This window comes from Pseudomonas sp. v388, assembly GCF_003935425.1.
Classification (GTDB): domain Bacteria; phylum Pseudomonadota; class Gammaproteobacteria; order Pseudomonadales; family Pseudomonadaceae; genus Aquipseudomonas.
In genome coordinates this window covers 138,158-159,743 of record NZ_RHQN01000004.1, presented here as the reverse complement: position 1 = coordinate 159,743, position 21,586 = coordinate 138,158, and the positions used below count along the sequence as shown (strand labels likewise).

Here is a 21,586-nt window from a genome sequence, read left to right as displayed (position 1 = left end):
GCGACACCCGCAAAGGTGTCGCCCTTTTTCGTCCTGGGGCTATCAGGCCTTGGCAGCGAGCAGCGCTTCGAGTTTTTCCTGGTCTCGTGCGAACTGACGAATGCCTTCGGCCAGTTTCTCGGTAGCCATGGCGTCTTCGTTGGAAGCCCAGCGGAACTGGGTTTCGGTGAGGCTCTGACGCGGCTCGCCGGCGTTGCCCGGGGCCAGTTTCTGTTCCAGCGTGCCGGTGTCTTCAGCCAGTTGCTTGAGCAGGTCCGGGCTGATGGTCAGGCGGTCGCAGCCGGCCAACTGTTCGATCTGGCTCAGGTTGCGGAAGCTGGCGCCCATGACCACGGTCTTGAAGTCATTGGCCTTGTAGTAGTTGTAGATACGGGTCACCGACTGCACGCCCGGATCTTCGGCACCGACATATTCCTTGCCCGACGACTTCTTGTACCAGTCATAGATCCGGCCCACGAACGGCGAGATCAGGAACACGCCGGCCTCGGCACAGGCTACGGCCTGGGCGAAGGAGAACAGCAGGGTCAGGTTGGTCTGGATGCCGTCCTTTTCCAGCTTCTCGGCGGCACGGATGCCTTCCCAGGTCGAGGCCAGCTTGATCAGGATGCGGTCGCGGCTCACGCCTGCGTCTTCGTACAGGCCGATCAGGCGTTCGCCACGTTCGATCATGGCGTTGGTATCGAAAGACAGGCGGGCGTCCACTTCCGTGGAGACACGCCCCGGCACCACGTCGAGGATCTTGCGGCCGATGGCGACGGCAAAACGGTCGCTGGCCAGGCCGATGTCGCCCTTGGCGCCGCTGAAGGCTTCAGCGAGCAACTGGGCATTGCTTTCGCTGGATGCCGCCTTGAGCAGCAGCGACGGGTTGGTGGTCGCGTCCTGGGGTTTGAGGAGGGCGATGGCATCGAAGTCGCCGGTGTCGGCAACGACGGTGGTGAATTGCTTGAGTTGTTCCAGCTTGGAGGTCATGTGCGTGCTCTGTCCTGTGCGGTTGAATGACATTAACCCAGCGTCGTCGGCCACTCAAGGCCGCGGGGGATAACGTTCGTATGAGATCGCGCGGCGACGCCGCTCACCCTTGCTCTGAAGCAGCAACGGCGGCGGCGGGAGCTTGAATCGGGAACAGGTTGGAACGTCATCCGGGGCGCAGGTTCCCTGCATTTAACCGGTTACCGGCGGCAATTAATCTCTGCCCGACGCCATGAACCGTCGACGCGCTCAATCCTGCGTGGTCGCCATCACCGGAGAAGCCACGGCGACACCCAGCCGTCTCAGCATGGCGCGCTTTTTCACATGGTGGTCCTGCATGCGCTGCAACAAGTCATGCAATGCCTCGATGGCCTTGAGAATATGCGGCCCTTTGTTGAGCATCACGCACTCGGCCCGCACGCCCATGGCCGCGTCGGTCATTTCAGCGCGGGTCGCCAGGCCGGTCTTGGCCAGGCTTTCCAGCACCTGGGTGGCCCAGATCACCGGAACATGCGCTGCCTCACACAGGCTGAGCATCTCTTCCTGAAGTTCGGCGGTGCGCTCGAAGCCGGTCTCCACCGCCAGATCGCCGCGGGCGATCATCACCCCCAGCCGTGGGTGCTGCATGCCGGCCAGCAGCAATTCGGGCAGGTTTTCAAAACCCAGGCGGGTCTCGATCTTCAACACCACACCCATATGCCGGGCGTCGAGGCGCTCCAGTTGGGCCAGCAAGCCGCGCACGTCGTCGGCAGTATTGACGAACGACAGCTCCACAATGTCGGCATGCTGGCTGGCGAATTCCAATGCATCGATGTCCTCTTCGGACAGCGCCTGCAACGGCAGGTCGGTGAGCGGCAGGTTGATGCCCTTGTCGGCGCGCAGCTTGGCGCCACCCGGTGCGTGGGTGATCTGCACATCGATGTGCTGGTCGTCTCGGGCAATCACATGACCACCCAGTTTGCCATCGTCGAACAGAATCGGCTGGTCCACCCGCACGGCTTCGAAGGCGATGGCCGACGTGCAGCCGATACGCGCCGGTTCCAGCACCCGGCCCTCACTGCCGAGCATCGCCGGCCGTCCTTCCAGATCGTCTCGGGTCAGGATCAGCCGATCACCTTCCTGCAAACGCAGTGGCTGCTCCGCCACGGGCACGGCCTTGACCCGAGTGGTCTTGTTGCGCCCGCGGGCCGGCTTGAGCTTCAGCCGCGTACCGGGCACCAGATAGGCGGTTTTCTCCAGTTCGGCCCAGCAGCCTTGTTCGGTGACTTCAACGATACGCATGGAGCGCTTCGACAGGCGGCTGTCCTTGAAACTCAGCCGGTCGTCCACGCGCAGTGCCTCAAGCCATTTACGACCGATCTGAATCGAGTCCGCCTGTTCCGGCGCCGTGCTGGTCAGCAGCAGACGAGCAGGGCGGATTACCTGACCAAACTCATCGCGCGTTGGCTTGATGCGCAGTACCGAAGGGCCGGGCGCCAAGCGGCCGGTACGCACTTTAGGGCCGGCCAGGTCCATCACCACCTGGCACGGCAGGCCGTGTCTGTCGGTGGCGGCGCGCAGATGCTCGATCATCCGGCCCCAGACTTCAGGGCCGTCATGGGCGCAGTTAATGCGCTGGCAGTTCATCCCGGCCAGCAGCATCTGTTCAATGATGATCGGCTCGTCGGCGGCCTCGCTGGGCATGGTCACCATGATGCGCACGGCGCGGTCGGCCGGGGCCTGGCCGAACAGCGCCACGGCGTGCTCCTGCAGCGGCGCGGAAAGGCCATCGTCGCTCGCAGTTGCATAGTGCGTGAATGCCGCTTGCTCGCCGGTCAGCCGCTCCAACACGGCAATCAGTCGATCCACGGTGTGCAGCGCGGCGGACTCGCAACGGCCGAGGGATGACAGGCCCAGCGCTGCCAGTTGCGTCTGCAAGGGGCGCAGATCCTGGCGGCGCATCGCCAGGTAATTCGACAGGTTGAGCGCGCTGACCCGGAACTGTGGATGCACCGGGTAAAGATCCGCGGCGACCAGCCCGGCGTCATGCATTTGGGTTCTGAGCTGACGCAACTCGTCCAGTACTTCGCGCAACGGTTGCAGGTCGGGGTTTTCGTCGTAATGGTTCAGCGAGTTCATGGGGGCGCCTTGAGGATTCCAGTGGAAACGCGAAGGCATGCGAAGCGAGGCGGAGCCTGTTCCGCAACCAGCGCTTTGAATGCAGGGTCTCCACAAGCTAAAAACGGAATGTGACTGTTTTGTTACGGGCGATCGTTTATCCGATCAGGAGCTGTGCTTAACCGTGTCAAGTTATGACTGACTCGGTGCCCAGCGCCCTTCTGTCACCCCCGGCCCGGGGCTTGCTGAGCTTGGGCGGTTTGTCGATGGGGTTCATAGGGCATTTCCTGGTGTCGGTTTTTTTATGCTGATTTGAACGCTTTTGAATGGTTCCGGGGAAAGCCGTGCGGCAAGCGGGCCTGCCGATCAGCGGCTTGCCTTTCCTGATAAACTGTCGCGCCCCGCGCGGTCCCGATCCAGGCGCGACGCCGTGCAGGCGAAGCGGGGCAGTCACCCAGCCGATGAGTAATTTGTACATGCACACCATCACCGCAGAACGCTCTCCATCCACTCCGGGTACCGTGAACAGGAGGTTTTCTGTCGCCCCGATGATGGACTGGACCGACCGCCACTGCCGTTTTTTCCTGCGCCTGCTCTCCAAAAACGCGCTGCTCTACACCGAAATGGTCACCACCGGTGCGCTGATCCATGGCGACCGGGAGCGTTTTCTGCGTTATGACGAGGCAGAGCATCCGTTGGCATTGCAGTTGGGTGGCAGTAACCCGGCGGATCTGGCCAGCTGTGCGCGGATGGCGCAGGAGTGGGGGTATGACGAGGTCAATCTGAATGTCGGTTGCCCGAGCGATCGGGTGCAGAACAACATGATCGGCGCGTGCCTGATGGGGCATCCGGAACTGGTGGCCGATTGCGTGAAGGCCATGAACGATGCGGTGAGCATTCCGGTGACGGTGAAGCATCGGATCGGCATCAATGGTCGCGACAGCTATGCGCAGTTGTGCGATTTCGTCGGCACGGTGCGTGAGGCCGGTTGCAACAGCTTTACCGTGCATGCGCGCATTGCGATTCTGGAAGGCCTGTCGCCCAAGGAGAACCGCGATATTCCGCCGCTGCGCTACGACATTGCCGCGCAGTTGAAGACCGACTTTTCGGACCTGGAAATCATCCTCAATGGCGGCATCAAGACCCTGGAACAATGCCACGAGCATCTGCAGACCTTCGACGGCGTGATGCTGGGCCGCGAGGCCTACCACAATCCGTATCTGCTGGCGGAAGTGGACCAGCAGCTGTTCGGCGCCAGCACGCCGGTGATCGGCCGTGCCGAAGCGCTGGAGGCGTTGCGTCCGTACATCGCGGCGCATATCCAGAGCGGTGGCACCATGCACCACATCACCCGCCACATCCTGGGTATGGGCCTGGGTTTCCCCGGCGCGCGGCGCTTTCGCCAGCTGTTGTCGGTGGACATCCACAAGGCCGACAACCCGCTGCAGCTTCTTGATCAGGCGCAGTTGTTCCTCGAAGGCCGGTAAATATTCACCGCGCTTTTGCTCTGGATCAAGCAAGCCGCGGATCGCAGTGGCCGACGGTTCTTCCCGGGACTATGTTGAATGCATACCCCTTCAAGGAGAGCTGTCATGCACAAGGTCCTGGTTCCTTTCGATGGTTCGGAGCACTCCAAACGCGCCCTGGATTATGTGATCGACCTGGCGGGCAAATTTGCCCGGCCCCTTGAGGTGCATCTCTTCAATGTCCAGGCCAGCCCTATCGTCTACAGCGACTACCTGGCGCCCGACATGATCGAGGGCGTGAAGGCGGGCTTGCACAACGAGGCCAATCGGGTGCTGAGTGAAGCCGTCAAACGGCTCACCGCAGCCGGCGTCGATTACAAAACCCATGTGGATCTGGGCAATGTGGCCGAACAGGTCAAGGCTGCCGTGACTCAACTGGGTTGCGACACCGTGGTCATGGGCACTCGCGGCCTGGGCAGTTTCGGTGGACTGTTGCTGGGTTCGGTCGCCAATCGGGTGGTTCACGAAGTCTCGGTGCCGGTGGTGCTGATCAAGTAATCAGGCAACGGTTGTCGAACGAGAAAATCCGGAGCCAGGCTCCGGATTTTTTTGTGAGTGAAAACCCGCCATTTCAGTGGCGGGCGCCGCTGACCTTGCGGCAGTGAATCAGCGCATCGCGAATCATGAAATTGACCAGCGTCGGGGAGACTCCCAGCTCCTTGGCGATGTCCTTCTGCGGCACACCGTGCAGGCGATACATCTCGAACGCGTAGCGTGTGCGGGCCGGCAACTCGCCCAGCGCGTCGGCGATCTTCTCCAGGCTGGAGAAATTCATGTGGGAGTTCTCCGGCGATGCCCCCTGAATCACCACGTTCAGCCCCTCGGCTTCCGGCCCTGTGTACTTCTGCTCAAGCGCCTGCTTGCGGTAATGATCGATGGCCAGGTTGCGCACGATCTGGAACAGGTAACTCAGCTGCGCCTTGAACGACAGCGTCACCTGCGGCGCGGAGCGCAGGCGGAAGAACGCGTCCTGCACGACATCCTCGGCACGTGAACGGCAACCGACGATGCGTGCGGCAATCTTGACCAGCAACAGATAGTTGTCGACGAAAACCTGAAGCAGGGGTGAGTCGCATTGGGTTGTGAATGCCTGATCCTTCATTGAATTCACCTTGCTACGAAGCCATGTGTGAGGGGCGAGTCATTGCGTCGCACCCCTTGATGGGCCGATAAATTAGTCTTAATGATAATTATTGTCAAATGCGAAATTGAATCAGCGCACTTAATCAGGGCAGGTCGATGAGTGCTGCACCCACGCGGGTCAAGGGGTGCAAGTGCGACTAATTATTTCTGAAGGCCATCCGTTCTCATTGGTGACACGCCGCCCCGGCAGCGGGCATCACACCAGGAGGACACCATGGGTTTCGACCGCGTATACCGCAGCTCTGATCTCGGCGCCAGGCAACGGCAGGGCCTGCAATGACCACGTCTGCGAGCCTGAAACTGTTCTGCCTGCCGTATTCGGGGGCCAGCGCGATGTTCTACAGCCCATGGCGGCGCAAGCTGCCGGACTGGCTCAACCTGCGACCGCTGGAACTGCCGGGGCGCGGCATGCGCATGGGCGAACCCTTGCAGACCGATATCGCTGCCTTGGCCGCTCGCCTGGCCGATGAAATCGCTGCCGAACTCGACACCCCTTACGCCTTGTTCGGCCACAGCCTGGGCGGCCTGCTGGCTTTCGAACTGGCCCACGCACTGCGCGCCCGAAACCTGCCGGCGCCATTGGCGTTGTTCGCCTCGGCCACTGCTGGTCCTGCGCGGCGTGATGTTTCCGACTATGCGGTCGAGAAAACCGACCAACAGCTGCGCGATCGTCTGCGCGAGCTGCAAGGCACCAGCGAAAGCGTGCTGAGCAACGATGAACTGATGCACATGATGCTGCCGATCCTGCGCGCCGATTTCCTGTTGTGCGGCAGTTTCGTGCACGGCGGTCGCGAGCCGCTGGGCGTACCGATCCATGTGTTCGGCGGCAAGCAGGACAGCGTCAGCGTCGAGGAACTGCTCGACTGGCAGGAAGACACCAGCACCGGCTTTTCCCTGGACATGTTCGAAGGCCATCACTTCTACCTGGTCGAGCAGCAAGCGCCTTTGCTCCGCCAACTGCGGCGTTACGCCGAGCAGCACCTGGCGCGCTGGCGCAACAGCGCGGCGCGCCAACCGGCCAGAGCCGCCGGCTGATCCCGTCGTTACCGAAATCCAGACCCCATTTGGCAAGCCGAATACAGCAGGAACCTCATCATGGATGCGTTTGAACTCCCCGAAACCCTGGCCCATGCGCTGCAACATCGCGCGGCCCAGACGCCGGACCGCCTGGCCCTGCGCTTTCTCACCGACGAGAACGACCAGGGCCAGGTGTTGACCTACCATGATCTGGACCTGCGGGCGCGGACCATCGCCGCCGCCCTCAAGCAGCAGGCGTCGCCCGGCGACCGGGCCATCCTGTTGTTCCACAGCGGCCCGGACTACGTTGCGGCGTTCTTCGCCTGCCTGTACGCCGGGGTTATCGCAGTGCCGGCCTATCCGCCGGAGTCCAACCGTCGCCACCATCAGGAACGCCTGCTGTCGATCATCGCCGACGCCGAACCGCGTCTGCTGCTGACCGGATCGGACCTGCACGATGCGTTGCTGCAAATGGATGAACTGAGCAGCGTCGATGCCCCGTCGTTGTTCTGCGTCGATACCCTGGACAGCGCGCTGGCCGAAGGCTGGCAAGGCCCGACGCTGGGCAGCGATGACATTGCCTTTCTGCAATACACGTCCGGTTCCACGGCCTTGCCCAAGGGTGTGCAGGTCACTCACGGCAACCTGGTGGCCAACGAAGCGCTGATCCGCCACGGTTTCGGGATCGATCTGAATGCCGATGACGTGATCGTCAGCTGGCTGCCGCTGTACCACGACATGGGCTTGATCGGTGGCCTGTTGCAACCGGTTTTCAGTGGCGTGCCGTGTGTGCTGATGGCGCCGGCCTATTTCCTCACCCGGCCGTTGCGCTGGCTGGAAGCGATCAGCCGATATCGCGGCACCATCAGCGGCGGGCCGGACTTCGCCTATCAGCTGTGCGCCGCGCGGGTCAGCGATTCAGCCCTTGAGCGGCTGGACCTGAGCCACTGGCGCGTGGCCTATTCCGGCTCCGAACCGATCCGCCAGGACAGCCTGGACAACTTCGCCGAGAAATTCGCCAGCTGCGGCTTCACCCCCGACAGCTTCTTTGCCTCCTACGGGCTGGCCGAGGCGACCCTGTTCGTCGCCGGTGGTCGGCGTGGCAAAGGCATCCCCTCGTTGCGTCTGGACGAGCAGGCGCTGGCCCGCAACGTCGCCGAGCCGGGCGACGGCAACCCGGTCATGAGCTGCGGCACCGCGCAGCCCGGCCACGGCGTGCTGATCGCCGATCCACAGAGCCTCGACTTGCTGGGCGAAAACCTGATCGGTGAAGTCTGGGCCTGTGGCCCGAGCATCGCCCACGGCTACTGGCGCAATCCCGAGGCGACCGCCAGGACTTTCGTCGAACACGCCGGCCGGACCTGGCTGCGCACCGGCGACCTGGGCTTCCAGCGCCATGGCGAGCTGTACATCACCGGGCGCCTGAAAGACATGCTGATCGTGCGTGGCCACAACCTGTATCCGCAGGACATCGAAAAAGTCGTCGAACGCGACATCGACGCCGTGCGCAAGGGCCGGGTCGCGGCGTTTGCCGTGGCCCAGGATGGTGGCGAAGGCATCGGCATTGCCGCCGAAGTCAGCCGCAGCGTGCAGAAAATCCTGCCGGCCGGCGGGCTGATCAACGCCATCCGCCAGGCCGTGGCCGAGGCGTTTCAGGAGGCGCCGAGCGTGGTGGTGTTGCTCAACCCCGGCGCCTTGCCCAAAACGTCCAGCGGCAAGTTGCAGCGCTCGGCTTGTCGCACCCGGCTGGCCAGCGGTGATCTGGACAGCTATGCGGTTTTCCCCGACAGCGCAGCGCTCGAGCGCCAGCCGGTCATTGAGCCGGGTAGCGACCTGCAAGCCCGGGTCGCCGGCGTCTGGTGTGAGCACCTGAACCTCGAGCACGTCTCGGCGGACGATCATTTCTTCCTGCTGGGCGGCAACTCCATCCTCGCGACGCAAGTGGTGGCGAGCCTGCGGGAAAAACTGGGTATCGAGCTGAACCTGCGCCTGCTGTTCGAGGCGCCGACCCTGGCGGCATTCACCGCACAGCTTCAGGCGCACAGTGAGGGCGGCCAGGCTGCCGATGCCATCGCACGCCTGCCGGGCAACGACGCGTTGCCGCAATCCCTGGCCCAAAACCGGTTGTGGTTCCTGTGGCAGCTGGACCGCCACAGCAGCGCCTACAACATTCCCGGCGGCCTGCACCTTCGCGGTGAGCTGGACCTGAACGCGCTGCGCGACAGCTTCCAGCACCTGATCGAGCGCCATGAATCCTTGCGCACCCGCTTCTACGAGCGCGATGCCGTGGCGTTGCAGCGTATCGACGCACCGGGGCAATTGCGCCTGGAGCTTCGCGACCTTTGCGACGTGCCCGCCGAACAGCGGCAAGCCCAGGCGCAACAGATTCGCGAAGAGCAGGCGCGCCTGCCGTTCGACCTGGAAAGCGGCCCGCTGCTGCGGCTCGTGCTGGTGCGCCTGGACGAGCAAGAGCATCAGCTGTTGGTGACCGTGCATCACATCGTCGCCGACGGCTGGTCGCTGGACGTCCTGATCGACGAGTTCTCGCGCCTGTATGCCGCCGCCGTGCAAAGCCAGCCATTGGTGCTGGAGCCTTTGCCGGTGCGTTACGCCGACTACGGCCAGTGGCAGCGCGAATGGCTGGCGCGCGGCGAGGCCGAACGTCAACTCGATTACTGGAAAGGCCAGCTGGGTGACGAACAACCGGTCTTGTCGCTGGCCACCGACCATCCCCGATCCGCACGCCTGCACCACAGCGCCTCGCGTTACAGCCTGCGCCTGAGTGCCGAACTCAGCGCCGCCGTGCGCAGTACCGCGCAAGCCTGGCAGGCGACGCCGTTCATGCTGCTGCTGGCCGGGTTCCAGGGTTTGCTGCATCGCTACAGCGGGCAGCGCGACATCCGCATCGGCGTGCCGGGCGCCAACCGGCCACGCAACGAAACCCGCGGGCTGGTCGGGTTCTTCATCAACACCCTGGTGATGCGCGCCGAGCTGGACCCGCGCCAGCCGTTCACCGACCTGCTGGCCCACACCCGTCAAGCCGCGCTCGACGCCCAGGCCAATCAGGATTTGCCGTTCGACCAGTTGCTCGAAGCCTTCCCCCAAGCCCGAGAGCACGGCCTGTACCAGGTGATGTTCAACCACCAGCAGCGGGATTGCTCGGCGCTGCGCCGTTTGCCGGGTCTGTTGGCCGATGAGCTGGCATGGCACAGCCGCGAAGCCAAGTTCGACCTGCAACTGCACAGCGAAGAAGACCGTAACGGTCGCTTGAGCCTGTCGTTCGATTACGCCGACGAGCTGTTCGAGCGCGACACCATTGTTCGCATGGCCCAGCACTTCATCGGCCTGCTGACCCGGATCAGCCAGCACCCGACTACCGCGCTGGGCGATCTGCAACTGCTCAGCGCCGCTGAACAGGCTGAACAGGCGACCTGGGGCGCGGCACCTTGCGCGCCTGCCCGGCGCTGGCTGCCGGAACTGGTGAATCTGCAAGCCCAGCACACGCCGCAGCGCACTGCGCTGCTGTGGGAAACCGGCAGCCTCGACTACGCCGAGCTGCACACTCAAGCCAACCGTCTGGCCCATTACCTGCGCGACAAGGGTGTCGGCCCGGACGTGCCGGTGGCGATTGCCGCCGAGCGTTCGCCGCAGTTGCTGATCGGTTTGCTGGCGATTCTCAAGGCCGGTGGCGCCTATGTGCCGCTGGACCCGGATTACCCGGCTGAACGCCTGGCCTACATGCTGACCGACAGCGGCGTGTCGTTGCTGCTGACCCAAAGCCCGTTGCTGGGCGATCTGCCCAGCGCCGAACGCGTCAGCGTCATTGCCATGGACACCCTGAATCTGGACAGCTGGCCGGCCAGCGCGCCGGGCCTGCATCTGCATGGCGACAATCTGGCTTACGTCATCTACACCTCCGGTTCCACCGGCCAGCCCAAGGCCGTCGGCACCACTCACCGAGCTTTGGCCGAGCGCCTGCAATGGATGCAAGCCACTTACGCCCTGGATGAAACCGATGTGCTGATGCAAAAGGCGCCGATCAGTTTCGATGTCTCGGTGTGGGAATGCTTCTGGCCGCTGATCACCGGTTGCCGCCTGCTGCTGGCAGGCCCCGGTGAACACCGCGACCCGCAACGCATTGCCGGGCTGGTTCAGCAACACGGCGTGACGACCCTGCATTTTGTGCCGCCGCTGCTGCAATTGTTCGTCGACGAACCGCTGACCCAAGGCTGCACCAGCCTGCGCCGCCTGTTCTCCGGCGGCGAAGCCTTGCCCGCGCAGCTGCGTGACCGGGTGCTGGAACAATTGCCCCACGTGCAACTGCACAACCGTTACGGCCCGACCGAAACCGCGATCAACGTCACCCATTGGCATTGCACCTCGGAGGATGGCGAGCGCTCACCCATCGGCCGCCCGCTGGGCAATGTGCTGTGCCGGGTGCTGGATGCCGAACTGAATCCGCTGCCTCGTGGCGTGGCCGGTGAGCTGTGCATTGGCGGCGTTGGTCTGGCGCGGGGTTATCTGGGGCGTCCCGGTTTGAGCGCCGAGCGTTTTGTTGCCGACCCGTTGGGCGAGCCGGGAGCGCGTCTGTATCGCACCGGCGATCAGGTGCGCTGGGCTGCCGACGGCGCGCTGGAATACCTCGGTCGCCTCGATCAGCAGGTCAAGCTGCGTGGCTTCCGGGTCGAACCTCAGGAAATCGAAGCCCGCTTGCTGGCTCAACAGGGCATCGCCCAGGCCACCGTGCTGGTGCGCGACACCGTCGCCGGGCCGCAGCTGATCGGCTATTACACGACGACCTCGGATGCAGAGCCCGAAGCCGCGCAGATCGAGCGCCTCAAGGCTGCCCTGGCGCTGGAACTGCCGGATTACATGGTGCCGTCGCAACTGGTACGTCTCGCCAGCATGCCGTTGAGCCCCAGCGGCAAGCTGGACCGCCGCGCCTTGCCGGCACCGCAATGGCAGGCTCGTGAACACGTCGAGCCCGAAACCGCGCTGCAAAAGCAGGTCGCGGCAGTGTGGCGCGAAGTGCTGGGCGTGCCGCGCATCGGCCTGCGCGATGACTTCTTCGAACTGGGCGGGCATTCGTTGCTGGCGACCCAGATCATTTCCCGCGTGCGCCATGCCTGCGACATCGACTTGCCGTTGCGCACCCTGTTCGAAGCCAGCGAACTGGGCGCTTTCGCCGCGCAGGTCGAGGCGATTCAGGCCTTGGGCGCCGGCAACAGCCATCGGCCGATTGCAAAGGTCGACCGCAGCCGGCCGGTGCCGCTGTCGTATTCCCAGCAACGCATGTGGTTCCTCTGGCAGATGGAACCCGACAGCCCGGCCTACAACGTCGGCGGCATGGCGCGCTTGAAAGGCGTGCTGAATATCGAGTGCTTCGAAGCGGCCTTGCAGGCGTTGATCCAGCGCCACGAAACCCTGCGCACCACGTTCCCGAGCATCGACGGCGTGGCCTGCCAGAAAGTGGCCGAACACAGCAATGTACGTGTCGAGTGGCAGGACGTTTCGGCGCTGGAGCCCGACGTCCGCGCCCAGCGGCTGCAAGCCTTGGCCGACAGCGAAGCGCACCGGCCTTTCGATCTGGAAACCGGCCCGCTGCTGCGTGCCTGTCTGGTGCGTGCCGGTGAACTGGAACATTACTTCGTCCTGACCCTGCACCACATCGTCACCGAAGGCTGGGCCATGGACATCTTCGCCCGGGAGCTGGGCGTACTCTACGAAGCGTTCATCGAAGGTCGACCTTCGCCGCTGCAACCACTGGCCGTGCAGTACCTGGATTACAGCGTCTGGCAGCGGCAATGGATGGAGGCCGGCGAGCGTCAGCGCCAGCTGGATTACTGGACTGCGCAACTGGGCAACGAGCACCCGTTGCTGGAACTGCCCGCCGACCGACCGCGGCCGCCGGTGCAAAGCCATCAGGGCGAGTTGTACCGCTTTGACCTGAGCGAGGAACTGGCGGCGAAGGTCCGCGCCTTCAATGCGCGCAACGGCCTGACGCTGTTCATGACCATGACTGCCACCCTGGCCGCGCTGCTCTATCGCTACAGCGGCCAGACCGACCTGCGTATCGGCGCGCCGGTGGCCAACCGGATTCGCCCGGAAAGCGAAGGGCTGATCGGTGCGTTCCTCAACACTCAGGTGCTGCGCGTGCAGCTCGACGGCCAGATGAGCGTCGAGCAACTGCTGGAGCAGGTGCGCCATACGGTGATCGAAGGCCAGTCCCATCAGGACCTGCCGTTCGATCATCTGGTGGAAGCCCTGCAACCGCCGCGCAGTGCCGCCTACAACCCGCTGTTCCAGGTGATGTGCAACGTGCAGCGCTGGGAATTCCAGCAGCGCCGCGAGCTGGCGGGCATGACCGTCGATTATCAGGTCAACGACGCCCGGGCCACCAAGTTCGACCTCAACCTTGAGGTCACCGAACTGGATCATCGCCTGGGCTGTTGCCTGACTTACAGCTGCGACCTGTTCGACGAGCCGCGCATTGCGCGCATGGCCGGGCACTGGCTCAACCTGCTGGAAGCCGTGCTGGCCGAGCCTGAGCAGCGCCTCAGCGAATTGCCATTGCTGGAAGCCGCCGAGCGTCAACACATCCTCGACAGCCTGGGTGTCGAGGCCGGCGAGCAGCGCCTCGACCAGACTATTCACGGTCTGTTCGCCGCGCAGGCCAAGGCGCGGGGCGCCGCTGCAGCGCTGACCTTCGCTGGGCAAACCCTGAGCTACAGCGAACTCGACGCCCGCGCCAACCGTCTGGCCTGGATGCTGCGCGAGCGAGGTGTCGGGCCGCAAGTGCGGGTCGGCCTGGCGCTGGAGCGTTCGCTGGACATGGTGGTCGGCCTGTTGGCGATCCTCAAGGCCGGTGGCGCCTATGTGCCGCTGGACCCTGAATATCCGATTGAACGCCTGCAGTACATGATCGAAGACAGCGGCGTCGGCCTGTTGCTCAGCCATGTCACGCTGCTCGACGCCCTGGGTGAATTGCCCGCAGGCGTGGCGCGCTGGTGCCTGGAACAGGACTCGGCTGCGCTGACGGACTACCCGGCCGACGAGCTGCCGATGCGCACCTTGCCGCAGCATCAGGCGTACCTGATCTACACCTCCGGCTCCACCGGCAAGCCCAAGGGCGTGGTGGTGTCCCATGGTGAAATCGCCATGCATTGCCAGGCGGTGATCCGCCGTTTCGACATGCAGCCCAGCGATTGCGAACTGCACTTCTATTCGATCAATTTTGACGCCGCCACCGAGCGTTTGCTGGTGCCGTTGCTCAGTGGCGCGCGGGTGGTGCTGCGGGCTCAGGGTCAGTGGGATGCCGAAGAAATCTGCAGCCTGATCCGCGAGCAGCAGGTCAATATCCTGGGTTTCACGCCCAGCTACGGCAGCCAGTTGGCGCAGTGGCTGGCGACTCAAGGCCAGACCTTGCCGGTGCGCATGTGCATCACTGGTGGCGAAGCGCTGACCGGCGAGCATCTGCATCGCATCCGCGCCGTGTTCACGCCTGAGCTGTTTTTCAACGCCTACGGCCCGACTGAAACCGTGGTCATGCCGCTGGCCAGCCTCGCGCCGCAGCAGTTGGAAGAGGGCGAAGCCAGCGTGCCGATCGGCAGTGTGGTGGGTGCGCGGGTGGCCTATGTGCTGGACGCCGACCTGGCGCTGGTTCCCCAGGGTGCGAGCGGCGAGCTGCATGTAGGTGGCGCGGGCCTGGCCCAGGGTTACCACCAGCGCCCGGCCATGACCGCCGAACGCTTCATACCCGATCCCTTTGCCACCGACGGCGGTCGCCTGTATCGCACCGGCGATCTGGTACGCCAGCGTAGCGACGCCCAGGTGGAATACCTGGGCCGTATCGACCATCAAGTGAAAATTCGCGGCTTCCGGATCGAGCTGGGCGAGATCGAAACCCGCTTGCTGGAGCACGAAACGGTACGCGAAGCCGTGGTGCTGGCCCTCGATGGCCTGCTGGTCGCTTACCTGACCTGTGAGCACCACCCCTGTAGCAGCGACCTTGGTCGCGAAGAGGCCAGTACATCCACAGCAAATGCGTCTTCCGAAAATCAGTCTTCGCGACCAGGACGGATCGCCGTCCGGTCGCTCCTACAGGCGTCCAGCATCGATTTGCCTGATCAACTCAAAGCGTATTTGAAACAGTCGCTCCCGGACTACATGGTCCCCACCCATCTGATCCTGCTGGACGCCATGCCGCTGACCGCCAACGGCAAGCTTGATCGCCGTGCCTTGCCCGCGCCGGACCCGGACCTCAATCGCCAGCAGTACGTGGCGCCGGCCAATGCGCTGGAGCACACGCTGGCCGGCATCTGGTGCGCGGTGCTGAACGTCGAGCAATTGGGCGTCGACGACAACTTCTTCGAACTGGGCGGCGATTCGATTCTGTCGATCCAGGTGGTCAGCCGTGCGCGACAGGTCGGGATTCACTTCACGCCCCGTGATCTGTTCCAGCACCAGACCGTGCGCAGCCTGGCAGCCGTCGCCACTGCCAGCGAACAGATCGTTGCGGAGCAAGGTCTGCTGGTCGGCGACTCCGGCCTGACGCCGATCCAGCACTGGTTCCTGCAAACCCCGGTGCCGCAGCGTCAGCACTGGAACCAGGCAGTGCTGCTGGAACCCACCGAAACACTGGATTCTCATGCACTGGACCAGGCGCTCAAGGCCGTATTGGAGCATCACGATGCGTTGCGCCTGAGCTTCTACGAACAGGCCGGTCAGTGGCGCGCCGAACATCGGGCGTTGAGCGGCGAGTCGTTGCTGACGCAGGTGACCGTCGCCGACATGAGCGAGTGCGCGGCGCTGTATGCCGACACGCAACGCAGCCTCAGTCTGGAGAACGGCCCGCTGCTGCGCGCCCTGCAGGTCAATGGCCCGCGGGGTGAACAACGCCTGTTGATCGTGATTCACCACCTGGTGGTCGACGGTGTCTCATGGCGGGTGCTGCTGGATGACCTGCAAAACGCCTATCGCCAACTCCGCGCCGGGAAACGCGGACAGCTGCCGGCCAAGACCAGCGCCTTGCGCGACTGGGCGGCGCGCTTGCTGGCTTATGCGGGCAGCGAATCGCTGCGTGAAGAACTGAACGGGTGGCAGCAGCAACTGGACGGCCCGAGCGTGGTTCTGCCGGGCGCAGCCGAGCAGGGCGGTCAGCAACATCGACATGCCCAGACCCTCAGCGTGCGCCTCGACGCGACTCGCACCCGACAACTGTTGCAACAGGCGCCGAGCGCCTATCGAACCCAGGTCAACGACCTGCTGCTGACCGCGCTGGCCCAAGTGGTCTGCCGCTGGAGCGGGCAGGACTCAACCCTGATTCAGCTGGAAGGTCACGGCCGCGAAACCCTGTTCGACGACATCGACCTGACCCGCAGCGTCGGCTGGTTCACCAGCGCCTACCCGCTGCGCCTGACGCCCGTAGCGAACGCGGGGTATGGCGAGTCGATCAAGGCCATCAAGGAGCAGCTGCGCCAGGTGCCGCACAAGGGCCTGGGCTATGGCGTGCTGCGTTATCTGGCTGACGGCGCCAGCCGCGCCGCCATGCAGGCGCTGCCGACTGCGCCCATCACCTTCAATTACCTGGGCCAGTTCGACCAGAGCTTCGGTGACGACGCACTGTTCCGCCCCCTGGACGAATCAGCGGGCGCGGCCCACGATCCGCATGCGCCGTTGCCCAACGAATTGAGCATCGACAGCCAGGTCTACGGCGGCGAACTGGTGCTGCGCTGGACCTTCAGCAAGGAGCGTTATCAGCCGCAGGCCATCGCTGAGCTGGCCGAGGCGTATGTCGAGCAGTTGCAGGGGCTGATCGCCCACTGTCTGGCCGATGGCAGCGGCGGCCTGACGCCGTCGGATTTCCCGCTGGCTGGCCTGAACCAGACGCAGCTGGACGCCCTGCCGGTGGCGGCGGCGAACATCGACGACGTCTACCCGCTGACCCCGATGCAGGAAGGCATGTTGCTGCATACCCTGCTGGAACCGGGCACCGGCCTGTACTACATGCAGGATCGCTACCGCATCAACAGCGCCCTGGACCCGCAGCGTTTCGCCCAGGCCTGGCAGGCGGTGATCGCCCGTCACGAAGCGCTGCGCGCCTCGTTCTGCTGGGACATCGGCGAAACCATGCTGCAGGTCATCCACAAACCGGGCAACACGCCGTTCGATTACCTGGACTGGCGCGATGTGGCGGCGGATCAGCAAGAGCCGAGGCTGCAAGCGCTGCTCAAGGCCGAGCGCGAGGCCGGTTTCGATCTGTTGAACCAGCCGCCGTTCCACCTGCGCCTGATCCGCGTCGACGAAGCGCGCTACTGGTTCATGATGAGCAACCACCACATCCTGATCGATGCCTGGTGTCGTTCGCTGCTGATGAACGACTTTTTCGACATCTACACCGCGCTGGGCGAAGACCGTGATGCGCAACTGGCGGCGGCCCCGCGTTACCGGGATTACATTGCCTGGCTCCAACATCGCGGGCTGGCCCAGGCCCGGGACTGGTGGCGCGAAAACCTGCAAGGCTTCGCCCGCCCGACGCCGATCCCCAGCGACCGACCATTCCAGCGTGAACATGCCGGCGACAGCGGCGGTATGATCGTCGGCGACTGCTATACCCGGTTGGCGGTGAGCGACGGCGTGCGTCTGCGTGAACTGGCCCAGCAACAGCAACTGACGGTGAACACCTTCGCGCAAGCCGCATGGGCATTGACCCTGCGTCGCCTCAGTGGCGACCGCGACGTGGTATTTGGCGTGACAGTGGCGGGGCGTCCGGTGGAAATGCCGCAGATGCAACGCACCGTCGGCCTGTTCATCAACACCATCGCGTTGCGCATCGGCATGCCGGGGCTTGAACAGCGTTGCAGCGTCCGCCAGTGGCTGAGCGGGTTGCTGGAAAGCAACATGGAACTGCGCGAGTACGAATACCTGCCGCTGGTGAGCATTCAGGAAAACAGCGAGCTGCCCAAGGGCCTGCCGCTGTTCGACAGCCTGTTCGTGTTCGAAAACGCGCCAGTGGAAGTCTCGGTGCTGGACCGCGCACAAAGCCTCAATGCCACCTCCGATTCCGGCCGCACCCACACCAACTATCCGCTGACGGCGGTGTGTTACCCCGGCGATGACCTGGGGCTGCACCTGTCCTACGACCAGCGCTATTTCGACGAAACCACCGTGCAAAGCATGCTCGGCGAATTCAAGCGCCTGCTGCTGGCGCTGGTCGATGGCTTCCACGGCGACATGGCCGAACTGCCGCTGCTCGACGAGCAGGAGCGTGACTTCCTGATCGAGGGCTGCAACCGCAGTGCGCGGGAATATCCGTTGCAGCAGAGCTACGTCGAGCTGTTCGAAGCGCAGGTCAAGGCTCATCCGCAGCGCATCGCCGTGAGTTGTCTGGAGCAGCATTGGGACTACGCGCAACTCAACGGTGTCGCCAACCGGCTCGGCCACGGGCTGATCGAGGCGGGCGTCGGCCTTGACCAGCCGGTGGCGTTGCTGGCCGAGCGCGGGCCGCAGCTGCTGGGCATGATCATCGGCAGTTTCAAGGCCGGTGCCGGTTATCTGCCGCTGGACCCTGCGTTGCCCAATTCACGCCTCAGTGGCGTGATCGTGCAGAGCCGCACGCCGGTGCTGGTGTGCAGCGCCGAATGTCAGGCTCAGGCCGAGGCATTGCTGGCATTGATCGAACCTGCCGAGCGGCCGCAGCTGCTGGCCTGGGAACAGGTTCAGCAGGGCGGCTTCGGCGAGCATGATCCGGGTCGCTACAGTGCGGGGGACAACCTGGCTTATGTGATCTTCACGTCCGGTTCCACCGGACAGCCGAAAGGCGTGATGGTCGAACAGCGCGGCATGCTCAATAACCAGTTGAGCAAGGTGCCGTATCTGGAACTGAGCGAGCGTGACGTGATCGCCCAGACCGCGTCGCAAAGCTTCGACATTTCCGTCTGGCAGTTCCTCGCCGCACCGTTGTTCGGCGCGCGGGTGGATATCGTGCCCAATGACATCGCTCGCGATCCTTGCGCGTTGTTGGCCCATGTTCAGCGCCAGGGCATCAGCGTGCTGGAGAGCGTGCCATCGCTGATTACCGGGTTGCTGGCCGAAGACAACGCATGTCTCGACAGCCTGCGCTGGCTGCTGCCGACCGGCGAAGCCATGCCGCCGGAACTGGCGAGCCAGTGGTTGCACCGTTACCCGCAGATCGGGCTGGTGAATGCCTATGGCCCGGCAGAATGTTCGGACGACGTGGCGTTCTTTCGAGTGGATACAGCGTCCACGCGCAGCACTTATCTGCCGATCGGTACGCCCACCGACAACAACCGTTTATATCTGCTGGACGAAGCGCTGGAGCTGGTGCCGCTGGGCGCTGTGGGCGAATTGTGCGTGGCCGGCACCGGGGTCGGTCGCGGTTACGTCGGCGACCCACGCCGCACCGTGCCGGTGTTCGTGCCCAACCCGTACGGCGCGCCGGGCGAGCGCCTGTATCGCACCGGCGACCTGGCGCGGCGACGTGCCGACGGCGTGCTGGAATACGTCGGCCGGGTCGACTTCCAGGTGAAGATCCGCGGCTACCGCATTGAACTGGGCGAGATCGAAGCGCGTCTGCAAGCGCACCCGGCGGTGTCCGAAACCGTGGTCATCGCGCTGGACGGCCAGCTCGTGGCATATCTGGTCTGTAGGAGCCAGCGGGCGGCGATCCGTCTTGCTGGCGAAGAGGGCACTACATCCGTAGCAGTTGTGTCGCCCGAAAATCAGTCATCGCGACCAAGGTCGCTCCTACAGGATCAGCTCAGAACCTATCTGAAACAGTCGCTCCCGGACTACATGGTCCCCACCCACCTCGTGCTGCTCGACAGCATGCCGCTGACCCCCAACGGCAAGCTGGATCGCAAGGCGCTGCCGAAACCGGACACCAGCCAGTTGCAGCAAGACTACGTCGCGCCGCAGACCGAACTGGAACAGCAACTGGCCGGTATCTGGGCCGACGTGCTGAAAGTCGAACGGGTCGGCATCACCGACAACTTCTTCGAACTGGGCGGGCATTCGTTGCTCGCCACCCAGGTGGTCAATCGTGCCCAGCAATTGCTGCAACGCACGGTGCCGCTGCGGGCGATGTTCGAATTCAACACGGTTCAGGGGTTGGCCGCCCACCTGCACAGCCTCGGCGGGCAACAGGTCGACGAGCAGAAATTCGACCGGCTTGAAGACTTGATGGCGGAACTGGAAGGGCTGTAGGCGCCTCCGGTCGGCGCGGGGGCGATGCGGATAAAAAAGCCGTTTCAAGGTGTAAATCCGCAGCGCCCTGACGCGTTTGCATTGAAGGAACACATGTCTGACTCGCGCACCGGAAACGGTCGGCTCAGGCCACATTCAGCGTATCGAGGGTTGCACAGATGTCAGTCGCTACCAGGTTTGACGAGGATCAGCTGGCCAGGATCGTACCGGCGCCGGTGGAGACGCTTTACCAGTTCGACGAATCGCCATTGCTGGCCCGGCAAAGTCGCCAGGAATCCAATGCGCGCAGTTACCCGCGGCGCATTCCGCTGGCGCTCAAGCGCGCGCGGGGCATTCATGTCGAAGATGTCGAAGGTCGGCGTTTCATCGATTGCCTGGCCGGCGCCGGCACGCTGGCGCTGGGGCACAACCATCCGGTGGTGATCGACGCGATCCGTCAGGTCATCAGTGATGAATTGCCGTTGCACACCCTGGACCTGACCACGCCGGTCAAGGACCAGTTCGTGCAGGACCTGTTCGGTCTGCTTCCCCAGGCCCTGGCCCGGCAAGCGAAGATCCAGTTCTGCGGCCCGACCGGCACCGACGCGGTGGAAGCGGCACTCAAGCTGGTGCGTACCGCCACGGGTCGCAGTACGATCCTGTCGTTCCAGGGCGGCTATCACGGCATGAGCCAGGGCGCGCTGAGCCTGATGGGCAGTCTGGGGCCGAAAAAGGCGATGGGCGCGTTACTCAGCAGCGGCGTGCAGTTCCTGCCGTACCCTTATGACTATCGCTGCCCGTTCGGGCTGGGCGGCGAGCAGGGCATCAAGGCCAATCTGCATTACCTGGAAAACCTGCTCAGTGATCCCGAAGCGGGCGTCGAGCTACCGGCGGCGGTGATCGTCGAAGTGGTGCAGGGCGAGGGCGGGGTTATTCCGGCCGACCTGGACTGGCTGCGCGGCGTGCGGCGGATTACCGAGCAGGCCGGCGTAGCGCTGATCGTCGACGAAATCCAGAGCGGCTTTGCCCGCACCGGCCGGATGTTCGCCTTCGAACACGCCGGCATCGTGCCGGATGTGGTGGTGTTGTCCAAGGCCATCGGCGGCAGCCTGCCGCTGGCGGTGGTGGTCTATCGCGACTGGCTCGACACCTGGCAGCCCGGCGCCCACGCCGGCACCTTCCGCGGCAACCAGATGGCGATGGCGGCCGGGTCGGCGGTGATGCGTTACCTGATCGATCATGACCTCTGCGCCCACGCCACCGCCATGGGCGCCCGGCTGGTGGCGCACCTGCGTCAGTTGCAACGGGATTACCCGCAACTGGGCGACATTCGCGGGCGCGGTCTGATGCTCGGCGTCGAACTGGTCAACCCCGGCGGCCCGCTGGACGCCCTGGGCCATTCACCGGTCTTCCCGCGTCTGGCGCCGCTGTTGCAACGCGAATGCCTCAAGCGTGGGCTGATCCTGGAGCTGGGCGGGCGCCACGGCAGCGTAGTGCGCTTCCTGCCGCCGCTGATCATCACCGCCGAACAGATCGACGAAGTGGCGGAAATCTTCGGCCGGGCGCTGAAAGCCGCCGTTAACCAGGCTTAATTTTTTCACGTAGCGATACGTTCAATCCCTATAGCCGCT

Annotated in this window: 8 protein-coding genes; 5 read left to right on the top strand and 3 right to left on the bottom strand. The window is 64.1% G+C overall.

The window, feature by feature from the left end:
- Positions 1–42: 42 nt before the first annotated feature.
- Positions 43–969 carry a transaldolase gene (tal, locus tag EGJ27_RS11305; protein ID WP_125830832.1) on the bottom strand — a complete coding sequence of 309 codons (927 nt, stop codon included), beginning with the start codon at positions 967–969 and terminating at the stop codon, positions 43–45.
- Between the two features lie 249 nt (positions 970–1,218).
- Positions 1,219–3,087, bottom strand: coding sequence for a pyruvate kinase (locus EGJ27_RS11300; RefSeq protein WP_125830831.1), 1,869 nt, complete (start codon positions 3,085–3,087; stop codon positions 1,219–1,221).
- A gap of 455 nt (positions 3,088–3,542) precedes the next feature.
- Between EGJ27_RS11300 and dusA the strand changes: the two genes are divergently transcribed.
- Entirely contained in the window at positions 3,543–4,553 is a 1,011-nt protein-coding gene (dusA, locus tag EGJ27_RS11295) for a tRNA dihydrouridine(20/20a) synthase DusA (RefSeq protein ID WP_125830830.1), read from the top strand.
- Between the two features lie 105 nt (positions 4,554–4,658).
- On the top strand, positions 4,659–5,090 hold the full coding sequence (locus tag EGJ27_RS11290; RefSeq protein ID WP_125830829.1) for a universal stress protein: 432 nt from the start codon (positions 4,659–4,661) through the stop codon (positions 5,088–5,090).
- A gap of 73 nt (positions 5,091–5,163) precedes the next feature.
- On the opposite strand, the gene EGJ27_RS11285 is transcribed toward EGJ27_RS11290, so the two are convergent.
- Positions 5,164–5,694, bottom strand: a complete 531-nt coding sequence (locus EGJ27_RS11285) for an RNA polymerase factor sigma-70 (protein ID WP_125830828.1) — start codon at positions 5,692–5,694, stop codon at positions 5,164–5,166.
- 317 nt (positions 5,695–6,011) lie between these two features.
- Between EGJ27_RS11285 and EGJ27_RS11280 the strand changes: the two genes are divergently transcribed.
- From EGJ27_RS11280 to EGJ27_RS11270, 3 genes are all read left to right on the top strand, one after another.
- Positions 6,012–6,770 carry a thioesterase II family protein gene (locus tag EGJ27_RS11280; protein WP_125830827.1) on the top strand — a complete coding sequence of 253 codons (759 nt, stop codon included), beginning with the start codon at positions 6,012–6,014 and terminating at the stop codon, positions 6,768–6,770.
- Positions 6,771–6,827: 57 nt separating this feature from the next.
- Complete coding sequence (locus tag EGJ27_RS11275) at positions 6,828–19,976, top strand: non-ribosomal peptide synthetase (RefSeq protein ID WP_177523012.1); 13,149 nt, start codon at positions 6,828–6,830, stop codon at positions 19,974–19,976.
- Between the two features lie 158 nt (positions 19,977–20,134).
- Entirely contained in the window at positions 20,135–21,547 is a 1,413-nt protein-coding gene (locus EGJ27_RS11270; RefSeq protein ID WP_125830825.1) for an aspartate aminotransferase family protein, read from the top strand.
- Positions 21,548–21,586: the final 39 nt, after the last annotated feature.